Genomic DNA, 12773 nt, shown 5'->3' on the forward strand with positions numbered 1-12773 from the left:
ATGTTTCAGAAACATCTTGCAATGTATGCGTTGCCGTAGGAATCATTCGTAATAATATTAATCCTTTTGGTATTACAGGGTAAACAACTATCGAACAGAAAATGCCGTAATTCTCACGTAAATCTCTAACTAAAGCCATGGCTTCTGGAATACTACCATTAAGATAAACTGGAGTTACACAACTTGTTGTTGTACCAATATCGAATCCTCTTTCTTTTAAACCAGATTGTAAAGCATCGACAATTTTCCATAAGTTTTGCTTTAACTCTGGCATAGTACGTAACATGTCTAAACGCTTTAATGCACCTACTGTTAGAGTCATTTGCAATGACTTTGCAAACATTTGAGAACGTAAATTATATTTTAAATAATCCATTATCTCTTTATCACCAGCGATAAAAGCGCCTGTACTAGCTAAAGATTTAGCAAAAGTTGCAAAATACACATCAATATCATCTTGCACACCTTGCTCTTCTCCTGCTCCTGCTCCTGTGGCACCTAAAGTACCAAAGCCGTGAGCATCATCTACTAATAATCTAAAATCAAACTTCTTCTTAAGCGCTACAATTTCTTTTAAACGACCTTGTTCTCCACGCATACCAAAAACACCTTCTGAAATTACAAGAATTCCTCCACCAGTAGTTTTTGCCATTTTAGTAGCACGTTCTAGATTTTTTTCTAAACTCTCTATATCGTTATGTTTATATGTAAAACGTTTCCCCATGTGTAAACGCACACCATCAATTATACAAGCGTGAGAATCTACATCATAAACTATAATATCGTCTTTAGCAACTAAGGCGTCAATTGTAGACATGATACCTTGATAGCCAAAATTTAATAAGTAAGCTGCTTCTTTGCTTACAAATTCTGCTAATTCGTTTTGTAATTTTTCATGCATTTCTGTATGACCAGACATCATTCGTGCTCCCATTGGGTAAGCAGATCCATATTCAGCAGCAGCTTCTGCATCTACTTTACGAACCTCAGGATGATTTGCCAAACCTAAGTAATCGTTAATACTCCATGTAATAACGTCTTTCCCTTGAAACTTCATTCGGTTAGAAATTTGTCCTTCCAATTTTGGAAAAACAAAATAACCTTCTGCCTGCTCTGCCCATTTTCCTAATGGTCCTTTATCCTTATATATTTTTGCAAATAAATCTTTCATCGTTATTTTGTTAGTTAAGAATTTACAAAATTAAGCAATTCTAAGTTTTTTGCATAATATTTCTTTACTGTATTATTAACATAAAAAAACTGTTACCTTTTATAAGGCATCAGTTTTTTAAATATATTGAAAATACATTGTTACTTAATATATTGAATACTCTCTACTGATTCTAGATTTTTACTATCAAAAAAACCTTGTTCGTTCATCCACTTATCGCTGTAAATTTTGCTCATATAACGTGAGCCGTGATCAGGAAAAACAACAACTACCTTATCTGTTTCTTTAAATTCACCTTGTGCATCTAACTGTTTTAATGCTTGCATAGCTGCTCCTGAGGTGTAGCCTACAAATAAACCTTCCGTTTTTACAATTTCTCTAGCTGTATGTGCACTCTCTTCATCGGTAACTTTTATAAATTTATCTATAGCATCAAAATCTGTAGCTGTAGGTATTAAATTTTTTCCTAAGCCTTCTATACGATATGGATAAATTTCTTTGTCATCGAATTCTTTAGTTTCATGATATTTTTTAAGCACCGAACCAAAAGCATCTACACCAATAACTTTAATTTCTGGATTTTGTTCTTTTAAAAACTTAGAAATACCTGAGATAGTACCTCCAGTTCCACTACATGCTACTAAATGGGTTATCTTTCCTTCTGTTTGGTTCCAAATTTCTGGTCCAGTAGAAGCGTAATGTGCATCTATATTTAACTGATTAAAATATTGATTGATGTAAACAGAACCTTTTATTTCATCGTGCAAACGTTTTGCTACTTGGTAATAAGATCTAGGATCGTCTGCACTTACGTTTGCTGGACAAACGTAAACTTTGGCTCCCATATTCTTTAGCATACCTATTTTATCTGGAGAAGATTTTGAGCTTACTGCCAAAATACAATCGTAACCTTTAATAACACTAACCATTGCTATACTAAAACCTGTATTACCAGAAGTAGTTTCAATAATAGTATCACCAGGTTTAAGTATACCTTGTTTTTCTGCTTGTTCTATAATATATAATGCAATTCTATCTTTTGAAGAATGTCCTGGATTAAAAGCTTCAACTTTTGCTAAAAAATCACCCTTAAAACCGGAAGTTATTTTTTTTAGTTTTATCATTGGTGTATTACCAACTAGGTCTAATACATTATCAAAAACTTGTTTTTTATGTGCCATAAACAATACGCGATCTGTTACTTTAGTTTAGTTGGTTGTAACAGAAGAACATTACAAAAATAAGCATTTTTTTTTAACTATCAATGCCCTCTAAATCAAATAGAAATGCATATTCTAGTGCTACTTCCTTTAGGCTCTCAAAACGACCAGATGCGCCTCCATGTCCTGCTTCCATATCAATATGAAACAATAATTTATTTGAATCTGTTTTTAATTCTCTAAGTTTTGAAACCCATTTTGCTGGTTCGAAATATTGCACTTGAGAATCATGTAAACCAGTTGTAACTAATAGGTTTGGATAATTTTTAGGCTGAACATTATCATAAGGTGAATACGATTTCATATAATCGTAATATTCTTTCAAATTCGGGTTTCCCCATTCATCATACTCTCCAGTTGTTAATGGTATTGTATCATCTAGCATTGTTGTTACTACGTCTACAAATGGCACAGTTGCAATTACGCCATTATAAAGCTCTGGATTTATATTTATTACTGCTCCCATTAATAGTCCTCCTGCACTTCCTCCCATAGCATATAAATGTTCTGGAGCTGTATAGTTTTCTTTAATTAAAAACTTAGAACAATCAATAAAATCTGTAAAAGTGTTCATTTTAGTTAATAATTTTCCATTTTCATACCATGCTCTACCCAAATACTCTCCTCCTCTAATATGTGTAATTGCATATACAAAACCTCTATCTAGTAGACTTAAACGAATTATAGAAAAGTATGGGTCTATTGTTGAACCATAAGAACCATAAGCATATTGTAAAACTGGGTTTTTTCCGTTTAAAACAATTCCCTTTTTGTAAACTATAGATATTGGTACTTTAACACCATCTCTTGCTGTTGACCATATACGTTTAGACTCGTAATTATCTTTATTAAAACCTTCTCCTAAAACCTCTTGCTCTTTTTTTATTGTTTTAATTTTAGTTTTAAAATTATAGTCTATAACAGAGCTTGGTGTTGTTAATGAATTATAACTGTATCTTAATTCATTACTTTTAAAATCTGAGTTGTTTCCTAGACTAGCTGTATAGGTTTCACTATTAAATGGTAAATAATAATCTTCTTTACCAGACCAACTTATAATTCGAATTTTATTAAGTCCGTTTTCACGTTCATTAACTACAAGGTAACTGTCGAAAATTTCAATATCTTCCAATAAAACCTCTTTCCTATGTGGCAATACGTCTACCCAATTTTCCTTTCCTGTATTGTTTTCCGGAGTTTTTTGAAGCTTAAAATTTGTAGCTTCATCTTTATTAGTAACAATATAAAAACTATTGTTATAATGTGCTATTGAGTATTCTAATTCACGTTCTCTTTCTTGAAAAACTTTAAAATCACCATCTGGAGTATCTGCATTTAAAATTCTAAATTCAGAAGTTAATGTACTAGAAGAACCAATAACTATAAACTTTTTAGATTTTGTCTTGTAAACAAAAGAATTAAAAGTGTCGTCTTTTTCATGGTAGACTAATACATCTAATGCTTCTAAAGAATTTAATTTATGCTTGTAAACTTTATCAGAGCGCAAGGTTACTTCGTCTTTCTTGGTATAAAACAACGTTTGATTATCATTCGCCCAAGTAGAACTTCCGGTTGTGTTTTCTATTTTATCTGAAAAAATTTCGCCTGTTTTTAAATTTTTAATTTGAAGTGCATATTGCCTTCTACTTACTGTATCTATTGCAAAACTAGCCATTGTATTGTCTGGACTAATAGATATACCTCCTAACTTAAAAAAAGCATGACCTTTGGCCATTTCATTACAATCAAAAATAACTATTTCTGGAGCTTCTAATGTTTCTTTTTTTCTTGTATAGATTGGATAATCTTTACCTTTTTCAAATTTGGTTATGTACCAATATCCATTTAATTTGTAGGGAACAGAGCTATCATCTTCTTTAATTCTACCTTTCATTTCCTCGAAAAGGTCGCTTTGAAAATTTTCTGTGTGCTTTAAAACTGCTTTTGCATAAGTGTTTTCAGCTTTTAGATGCGTAATTACCTCTTTATCTTCTCTTTCATTCATCCAAAAATAATTATCTACTCTAACATCATTATGTATTTCTAGAGACTTAGATATTTTTTTTGCAATTGGAGGATTTACTAATACTGTTGTTTTTAGCATGTGCTATTTATTATTATTTACATGTATGAAACAAAAGTAAAACTAAAACTAGTAAAAATATCAGATTTTTGAATAGATATTATATTGGTTATTAACTATTGAATGTTATAGATTTGCATCTTTAATAATAAAAATTATAGATTATGTTTGGAGATTTAGCAGGAATGATGGGCAAACTTAAAGAAACCCGAAAAAAAGTAGAAGAAACTAAGGTTAGACTTAATACCGTTTTAGTAGACGAGCAAAGCAGTGATGGTTTATTAAAAGTAACTCTAACAGCTAACAGAACCATTAAAGCTGTTACTATTGATGATTCTCTACTTGAAGACAAAGAACAATTAGAAGATTATTTAATTTTAATACTAAATAAGGCTATTGAAAAAGCTTCAAATATTAACGAAACAGAATTAGCTGCTGTAGCAAAAGATGGTATGCCAAGTATTCCTGGCATGGATATGTTTAAGTAAAAACTCACAAATTATAATATAAACCTCTAGCAATATATTACTGCTAGAGGTTTTTTTATTTATTAATTTACTACTGTAATTGAAATTACACCATCAGAACATCTGTTAGTTAATCTAGACTCACCGTATCCATTAGAAACAATTCTAGAAGAATTAATTCCTTTTGAAATTAAGTAGTTTGCAATCTCTACAGAAACACCATCTGCTAATACTGGTAATAATTTAGCATCTATTTCTCCTTTAGCAGCATTAGTTAAAGTTGCAGAACCTAAGTTCCAGTTTATGTTAAGATCATTATACTCAATAATTTTACAATCAACTTCTTTCCAAGTAGTTAAACCACCTTTTGTTTGTAATACTTCTTTAGTTACTGTTTTAGAAACTGGAGGTACAGTAGTTTCAACAACTTTAGAATCTTCAACTAATCTTGTTTTTTTGATAGTTGAAGTTCTTTGAGGAATTTCAATAGCTCTAGTTGTTGGAGGTGTTACCATTACAGTACGCTTCATAGTTTTTGTTATTTCTGGAATAGAAACAACTCTTGTAGTTTCAGGAATAATTACTGTTCTAGTAACTGTTTTAGTTACTTGAGGAATATCAATTACTCTTGTAGTTGGAGGTGTTACCATAACTACCCGCTTCATTGTCTTTCTTTGCTCAGGAATAGGAATTACTCTTGTTGTTGTAGGAGTTACCATTACTGTTTTCTTTACTGTTTTAGTAGTAGCAGGAATATCGATTACTCTAGTAGTTGCAGGAGTCGTTACAATTCTTTTTGTATAAGTTGCCATTACACAATCATCTTTAGATGTTGATGGATCACAATCTGGTGTTCTAACAGTACTAGCGTCAGAAGCTAATTCTGTTGTATTAATAGTAATGTTTTGAGCAGGAACTGCTTTATAACACCAGTATCTACAATCGTTAGGATCACTTGATTGACAATCTGCTGCTGGAGTATCACTCATTCCCCATTTAGCTGTTGCAGGCTTGGTTTCAATAACTTGATAGTTAGAAGAAAATTTAGCTGGAAAATTCTTAAAGAAGTACCATATTCTCTTTTCTTGTAAGTTAAAGTTTCTGTTCCATAAACTGCAGGAATCACTTCTAAACGCTGTGAAGCTTCTGTTACTACAACAGTAATATCTTGAGTTTCATATTGTGCAGCAACAAGCTCTAAACGTTGGCTAGCTGGCTGAGTTACAACTTCAAAAGATTGTGTTTCATAGACTTCAGGAACAATTTCTAAATGTTGGCTTGCTTGTTTTACAACAACAGTTTCTTTTTCTGTTTCTGTTCTAAAAGGTACTTTTTCTAAACGTTGAGAAGCAGCTTGAGTTACTACTGTAAACGTTTGTGTTTCCTACTTTGCAGGAACAACTTCTAGTTCTTGACTAGCGTTAGCAACTACTACAGTTTCTGTAAAAGTTTCAAATCTTGCAGGTACAGTGCTTAATTTTTTGTGAGCAGGTGCTACTTGAATTGTAACGTCTTGATTTACCCAAACGTCTGGTGTTACACAACGTACGTAACATTTTCCTGGTTCAAGATTAGTTGGTAAATCTTGAGCGAATGCTAATGTACAAGCCACAAAAAATAAGATTGTTAGTAATACTTTTTTCGTTTTTTAATAATTTTAATGGTTATTTATAGATTAATTTAAACTAATTTTTAGTCTATTCTTTAATACGCACCAAAATTAATTGTATTACAGAAGAAAGACATCTAAATGTTAATTTTTAAATAACAATTCGACGAAATACACATAAACACGATTAAAAAATAACGACTTTATTTAAGTTCTGTTAACCAATAAGTTACAAAAAATTTATTTAAAAAATAAAAGTAGTTAAAAGGCTTAGTAAAGCATCATGCATAGTATTACTATAATCTAAATGTGTTACTATTCTTAACTTTCCTTGTCCCATATCACTAATAAGCACACCTTTAGACATCAGACTTTTTATAAAATTTACACTATTAATAGTATCATTTAGACTAAAAATAACAATATTAGTTTCTACAGGTTCTACACTTTTTATAAAGACACAATTTTCTAAAACAGAAGCTATTTCTTTAGCTTTTATATGGTCTTCTTTTAATAATTGAAGGTTATTATCTAATGCATAATGTCCTGCTGCTGCAAGAAAACCTACTTGCCTCATACCACCTCCAAGAATTTTGCGTATTCTAATTGCATTTTTCATTAGGTGCTCGTCTCCTACTAATACAGAACCAATTGGGCAACCTAATCCTTTACTTAAACACACAGAAATAGTATCAAATATTTCACCATAATCTTCTGGTTTTTCGTCTTTTGCCACTAAAGCATTCCAGAGTCGTGCACCATCTAAATGAAACCCTAAGTTATTAGTATCACAAATACTTTTGATTTTTTGTAACTCTTTAAAGTCCCAACACGCTCCTCCTCCTTTATTGGTTGTATTTTCTATTTCTACTAAAGTAGTTAAAGGACTGTGGTAAAAATCTGGAGGATTAATAGCTTCAATAACTTGTTCTGCTGTAAACATTCCTCTATTACCATCTATTAATTTACAAGACACACCACTGTTAAAAGAGGCTCCTCCACCTTCATAATTATATATGTGAGCATATTTATCGCAAATAACTTGATCTCCTGGATTGGTATGCAATTTTATTGCTGTTTGGTTTGCCATTGTTCCGCTAGGGAAAAACAAGGCATGAGACTTACCAAATAATCTAGCAATTCGGGTTTCTAATGCGTTAACAGTTTCATCTTCTTTATAAACATCGTCTCCAACTTTCGCCCTAATTATGGCATCTAACATACCTTGATTAGGTTTTGTAAAAGTATCACTCCTTAAATCAATTTTCATTTGTTTTTGTTTTTCTGCATAAAACTATAAAATAACTGAGTAATAATTTCTAAATCCTACTATAAATTCTATTTTTGTTTTAAACACAAATAGAATGATAACACAAGATCAAATTATAGATCTCTTACTACGCCTAGCTAAGTTAAGGCTTTATCTTTGACATAGATGCTAAACTTATAGAAATTAGTAACGAAGAAGAACAAACCTTTTCTCCTGATTTCTGGAACGACTCTAAAGCTGCAGAAATAATAATGAAATCACTGCGTGTTAAAAAAAATTGGGTTCAAGATTATAATGCTGCAAATACACTTATTGAAGAATTAGAAGTTATTTACGAGTTTTTTAAAGAAGAAGAAGCCACTGCAGAAAATGTTGAAAATCGTTTTGAAAAAGCACAAACTTTAATTGAAGATTTAGAATTTAAAAACATGCTTTCTGAAGAAGGCGATAGTTTAAACGCTGTGCTTCAAATTACTGCTGGTGCTGGTGGCACAGAAAGTTGTGATTGGGCAGAAATGCTCATGCGTATGTATTTAATGTACGCAGAAAAAAACAAGTTTAAAGTAAAAGAACTTAATTTTCAACAAGGTGATGTTGCTGGTATAAAAACGGTTACTATAGAAATTGAAGGCGATTATGCTTTTGGTTGGCTTAAAGGCGAAAATGGTGTGCATAGACTTGTTCGCATCTCGCCTTTTGATAGTAATGCAAAACGGCATACTAGCTTTGCATCAGTCTATGTGTATCCATTGGTAGATGATACTATTGAAATAGATATTAATCCAGCAGATTTAGAAATCACGACTGCAAGATCTAGTGGAGCTGGTGGACAAAATGTAAATAAAGTGGAAACTAAAGTACAACTATTACACAAGCCATCGGGAATACAAATACAATGTTCCGAAACGCGATCGCAACATGATAATAGATCACGAGCACTACAAATGCTAAAGTCTCAACTTTACGAAATTGAGCTGCAAAAGCAGCTTGCACAACGTCAAGATATTGAAGCCAGTAAAAAAAGTATTGAATGGGGAAGCCAAATTAGAAACTACGTTATGCATCCATATAAACTAGTAAAAGATGTAAGGTCTGCACACGAAACTGGTAATGTAGATGCAGTTATGGATGGTGACATTACACCATTTTTAAAGGCTTATTTAATGATGATGGGACAACATACCACAGAATCTAATCAATTATAATATTTACAAAAATGATTAAAATATACCATAACAACCGTTGTAGTAAATCTCGTCAAGGATTACAGATTCTAGAAAATTCTGGGAAAAATTTTGAAATTGTTAAATACCTTGAAGATATTTCTACTAAAACAGAATTAAAAGCATTAATAAAACTATTAGGTATTAAACCTATAGAACTTGTAAGAAAAAACGAAACTATTTGGAAATCTGAATATAAAAACAAAGATTTATCTAACGAAGCCATTATTGATGCCATGCTAAAACACCCAAAACTTATAGAAAGACCTATAGTTATTAATGGCAATAAAGCTATTATTGGTAGACCTCCAAAACATATATTAAACATAATATCTTAAACTTTAAACCTTGCTATTTGCAGGGTTTTTTTATTTAACAAACCTTTAACCAAAGAGGTTTAAACCTTATGGTAATTTTGCAGTCTTAAAAAACAAAACCAAAGACATGCAAAAAACTATAATAACCACTACTCTATCTCTTTTTCTATCCTTTTTTGTTTTTGCACAAAAGGAGGTTACTATAACAGGAAAAATTTTAGAACAAGACACTAATTTTCCTTTAGAATGGGCAACTATTGTTGTTTCTAATCCTACAGATGGTAAAATTATTAATGGTGGAAGTGCAGACGAAAATGGTGAATTTACAATTAAATTAGATTCAGGAACATACAACGTTTCTTTTGAGTTTATTAGCTTCGAAAAAACAACAATTAAAGCCAAAGAAATAAACGAATCTTTAGATTTTGGCACCATTTACCTTAGAGAAGATGCCACAACTTTAGAAGAAGTAGAACTGATTGCCGAGAAAACAACAGTAGAAATTAAACTCGATAAAAAAATCTATAATATTGGTAAAGATTTAACTGTACGAGGAGGTACTGTAAGTGATGTGTTAGATAACGTCCCTTCGGTTTCTGTAGATGTGGAAGGTAATGTTGCTTTACGTGGAAAGGATAATGTTCGAATTTTAATTAACGGAAAACCTTCTGGTTTAGTTGGCTTAAACTCTACAGATGCACTACGTCAGCTTCCAGCAGAATCAATAGAAAAAGTAGAAGTTATTACTTCTCCTTCAGCAAGGTACGATGCGGAAGGAACTGGCGGAATTTTAAATATTATTTTACGTCGTAGTAAACTTCAAGGCTTAAATGGAGCCATTACAACTAATGTTGGCTACAATCCTGCAGCAGGAATTAATGGAAACGTTAATTATAGAACTGGAGATCTAAATATTTTTAATACCACAGGTTACAGTTATAGAGAATCTCCTGGCAACTCTTCTTCGTTAACACAATACAATTCTACTGGTAATTTTCTAGACGAAAGCAATACGTTCAACAGAACACGAAAAGGTTTAACCACTAATTTTGGTGTAGAATGGTATGTAGACGACTCTGCTTCGTTAACCTCTTCTATATTATATAGAGATAGTAATAACGAAAGATTAAGTACCAATGTTATAAATCAATTAGATAGCAATAGAAGCTTGTTATCAACTACAACTCGTATAGAACCTGAGCTAGAAGATGATAAAACCATACAATACGCTTTAAATTTTCAGAAAAACTTTAAAGACAGTGGACATGTGTTAACCTTCGATTTTCAATATGAAGACAATCAAGAAAATGAAAGCTCGTTAATTAGTGTTGATAACGTTGATGTTGAAAACGTAAATACCTTAGAAGATCAAAGTCAAATACTATTACAATCAAATTATGTATTACCAATTGGTGAGAATAGTCAATTTGAAGCTGGCTTCAGAGGAAACTTTGATACGACAACTACAGATTTTAATGTTGTGATTTTTAATAACGATACTGGTGTTTTTGAAACTAATTTAGATCTTACCAACGTCTTGAATTTTAAGCAATACGTCAATGCATTCTACACACAATATGGTAGTAAAATTAATAAATTTTCATTCTTATTTGGTTTACGAATGGAAAACACAAGAATTACAATAGACCAGCCAACGTCTGGAGATTTTAATAAAAAGAATTTTATAGGTTTATTTCCAACCGTTAATTTAAGTTATGAGTTTAGTACAAAAGAAAGTTTAACCTTAGGTTATGCAAGACGATTAAGAAGACCTCGTGGTTATTTTTTAAACCCGTTTCCTTCTAGAAGTAGCGTTACTAACTTTTTTCAAGGGAATCCAGATTTAAATCCTAGCTACTCTGGACAAATAGATTTAGGCTATTTAAAGCGTTTTGGTAAATTTACGTTTAACTCTTCTGCCTACTATTCTCATGCTACAGATGGCTTTAATTATATTAGTTTCGATACTGGAGACACTGCAAATATAAATGGTGAAGAGTTACCAATTATAAAACGTACACCTATTAACTTAGCTACCGAAGATCGTTATGGCTTTGAATTTACCTTAACCTACAATCCATCAAGAAAATGGCGTTTAAATGGTAATTTCAACTTCTTTCAAAACGAAATAAAAGGTACAACACCAAATAGCTTATCTTTGGATAATACAAATAACAGTTGGTTTGCAAGAGTTAGTAATAAATATACCTTACCTTGTAGTTTAGATTGGCAAACCAATTTAAATTATAGAGGTTCAAGTGCAGATGCTCAAAATGTAAGACAAGGTATTTTTACTACTACAATGGCATTTAGTAAAGACTTGTTTAAAGAGAAAGCGTCTATTGCTTTTAATGTGAACGATTTGTTTAATAGTAGAAAAAGAATACAAGAAACCACTACTCCAACTTTTAATGCTGAAAGCGAATTCCAATGGAGAGAACGTAGTTTTAACCTATCGTTCACCTATAGATTTAACCAGAAAAAGAAACGTGAAGAACATAGAAGTTATGGTGATGATGGTGGATTTGAAGGCTAATCCTTTAATTCGTTTAGAATACAAAAAAAGAGAGAAATTCTAATAGAATTTCTCTCTTTTTTTATGTATAATTTAAAGTCTAAGCTTCTCTCTTAGCTTTCTTTTCTTCTTTAATTTCTTTAAGACGTTCTATTAAACTTCCACCAATCCAATAAGGAACAACAAAAGTTATTAAAAATATCATTAACCAGAAACCTATAGTTAATATTGTTAAAAATGCTAAAAAGCCTAAATATTGATCAAATTCGAACATAATAATGTGTGTATTGCTTTAAATCTTTGACAAAGATAAGTTAAACTCTTTTTTTATACAATATAAAATATATAATTATTAACAGGTTATTAACTGAACTTAAAATGGTTTTTATAATTGTGTTAACTATTTGCTCAATGCTTTAATTATTCGTTCTTCATTTATTACAATATCACGAAATAAAACGTGAGGGAATTCTGTATATTTTGATGTTTTAAAAGCCTCGGAAATATTAGATAGAGTTGAAGCTGTCATAAGTGATAAATTCATTTCTGTGTCCATTTCACAATCAGTTATAAAATCATCACTAAATTCAGGTGCTACAATTAGGATTTTAACAATTCTTAAATTATTTTTTAGAACAACATTTTGATAAGACTTTAATTGTCTTGAAACAGCACTAAATTTATTATAACCTCTTTCTTTACTGGTTTTACATTCTACAATGATGATTTCATCATTATCGAGGTTTAAAAGAATATCCATCATATCCTTTTTAGTGTTTATTTTGTTTTTAAAAACATCATCAACATTCGGCTAAAAAATATGCTCAAAATTTCGTAAATTAGCCAACCTAAAATAAACCTATAAATACATGGAATTCAGAATAGAAAAAGATACAAT

The 12773-nt window shown here is 31.1% G+C and carries 11 protein-coding genes and 1 pseudogene; 4 read left to right on the forward strand and 8 right to left on the reverse strand.

Translation table 11 applies throughout. The annotated features are described in order from the left end of the window. The 3 genes from QNK89_RS11050 to QNK89_RS11060 all read right to left on the reverse strand — a co-directional run. Window positions 1-1171 (reverse strand): aminotransferase class I/II-fold pyridoxal phosphate-dependent enzyme (locus QNK89_RS11050; protein WP_340171155.1); only part of this gene is annotated, 1171 nt, incomplete at its 3' end. Window positions 1172-1311: 140 nt separating this feature from the next. Next, window positions 1312-2352 carry a pyridoxal-phosphate dependent enzyme gene (locus tag QNK89_RS11055; RefSeq protein WP_340171158.1) on the reverse strand — a complete coding sequence of 347 codons (1041 nt, stop codon included), beginning with the start codon at window positions 2350-2352 and terminating at the stop codon, window positions 1312-1314. A 73-nt stretch (window positions 2353-2425) separates the two neighbouring features. After that, window positions 2426-4495, reverse strand: a complete 2070-nt coding sequence (locus QNK89_RS11060) for a S9 family peptidase (protein ID WP_340171161.1) — start codon at window positions 4493-4495, stop codon at window positions 2426-2428. A 143-nt stretch (window positions 4496-4638) separates the two neighbouring features. Between QNK89_RS11060 and QNK89_RS11065 the strand changes: the two genes are divergently transcribed. Next, window positions 4639-4962, forward strand: coding sequence for a YbaB/EbfC family nucleoid-associated protein (locus tag QNK89_RS11065; RefSeq protein ID WP_340171164.1), 324 nt, complete (start codon window positions 4639-4641; stop codon window positions 4960-4962). Window positions 4963-5024: 62 nt separating this feature from the next. Here the strand turns inward: QNK89_RS11065 and QNK89_RS11070 are convergent, their stop codons facing one another. The 3 genes from QNK89_RS11070 to QNK89_RS11080 all read right to left on the reverse strand — a co-directional run bounded on the left by QNK89_RS11070 (window position 5025) and on the right by QNK89_RS11080 (window position 7820). Beyond that, window positions 5025-5930, reverse strand: a complete 906-nt coding sequence (locus tag QNK89_RS11070) for a hypothetical protein (RefSeq protein ID WP_340171167.1) — start codon at window positions 5928-5930, stop codon at window positions 5025-5027. Between the two features lie 395 nt (window positions 5931-6325). Continuing rightward, entirely contained in the window at window positions 6326-6553 is a 228-nt protein-coding gene (locus QNK89_RS11075) for a hypothetical protein (RefSeq protein ID WP_340171170.1), read from the reverse strand. Between the two features lie 241 nt (window positions 6554-6794). Beyond that, entirely contained in the window at window positions 6795-7820 is a 1026-nt protein-coding gene (locus QNK89_RS11080; protein WP_340171173.1) for a GntG family PLP-dependent aldolase, read from the reverse strand. A 94-nt stretch (window positions 7821-7914) separates the two neighbouring features. Here QNK89_RS11080 and prfB point away from each other — a divergent pair. From prfB to QNK89_RS11095, 3 genes are all read left to right on the forward strand, one after another. After that, window positions 7915-9025 (forward strand): peptide chain release factor 2 gene (gene prfB, locus QNK89_RS11085; protein ID WP_340171176.1). Its coding sequence is split into 2 segments (ribosomal slippage): window positions 7915-7977 and window positions 7979-9025, totalling 1110 coding nucleotides; the frame shifts between segments, so codons are not numbered across the junction. Window positions 9026-9036: 11 nt separating this feature from the next. Further along, window positions 9037-9381, forward strand: a complete 345-nt coding sequence (gene arsC, locus QNK89_RS11090) for an arsenate reductase (glutaredoxin) (RefSeq protein WP_340171179.1) — start codon at window positions 9037-9039, stop codon at window positions 9379-9381. Window positions 9382-9487: 106 nt separating this feature from the next. Beyond that, a complete protein-coding gene (locus tag QNK89_RS11095; RefSeq protein ID WP_340171182.1) occupies window positions 9488-11896 on the forward strand; it encodes an outer membrane beta-barrel family protein in 2409 nt (802 codons plus the stop codon). Window positions 11897-11975: 79 nt separating this feature from the next. Here the strand turns inward: QNK89_RS11095 and QNK89_RS11100 are convergent, their stop codons facing one another. Together QNK89_RS11100 and QNK89_RS11105 are read right to left on the reverse strand one after the other, a co-directional pair. After that, window positions 11976-12149, reverse strand: coding sequence for a hypothetical protein (locus QNK89_RS11100; protein ID WP_340171185.1), 174 nt, complete (start codon window positions 12147-12149; stop codon window positions 11976-11978). Between the two features lie 126 nt (window positions 12150-12275). Continuing rightward, window positions 12276-12683 (reverse strand): annotated as a pseudogene (locus QNK89_RS11105) (hypothetical protein); the annotation flags it as partial. Window positions 12684-12773: the final 90 nt, after the last annotated feature.

The sequence above is a fragment of the Lacinutrix sp. genome, from assembly GCF_037625555.1.
GTDB lineage: Bacteria > Bacteroidota > Bacteroidia > Flavobacteriales > Flavobacteriaceae > Lacinutrix.

Bases quoted from the DNA above. Each gene is read 5' to 3' on its own strand.
- arsC (WP_340171179.1), top strand. From the start codon at position 9,037: ATGATTAAAATATACCATAACAACCGTTGTAGTAAATCTCGTCAAGGA.
- QNK89_RS11095 (WP_340171182.1), top strand. From the start codon at position 9,488: ATGCAAAAAACTATAATAACCACTACTCTATCTCTTTTTCTATCCTTT.
- QNK89_RS11060 (WP_340171161.1), bottom strand. From the start codon at position 4,495: ATGCTAAAAACAACAGTATTAGTAAATCCTCCAATTGCAAAAAAAATA.
- QNK89_RS11070 (WP_340171167.1), bottom strand. From the start codon at position 5,930: ATGAGTGATACTCCAGCAGCAGATTGTCAATCAAGTGATCCTAACGAT.
- QNK89_RS11065 (WP_340171164.1), top strand. From the start codon at position 4,639: ATGTTTGGAGATTTAGCAGGAATGATGGGCAAACTTAAAGAAACCCGA.
- QNK89_RS11080 (WP_340171173.1), bottom strand. From the start codon at position 7,820: ATGAAAATTGATTTAAGGAGTGATACTTTTACAAAACCTAATCAAGGT.
- QNK89_RS11100 (WP_340171185.1), bottom strand. From the start codon at position 12,149: ATGTTCGAATTTGATCAATATTTAGGCTTTTTAGCATTTTTAACAATA.
- QNK89_RS11055 (WP_340171158.1), bottom strand. From the start codon at position 2,352: ATGGCACATAAAAAACAAGTTTTTGATAATGTATTAGACCTAGTTGGT.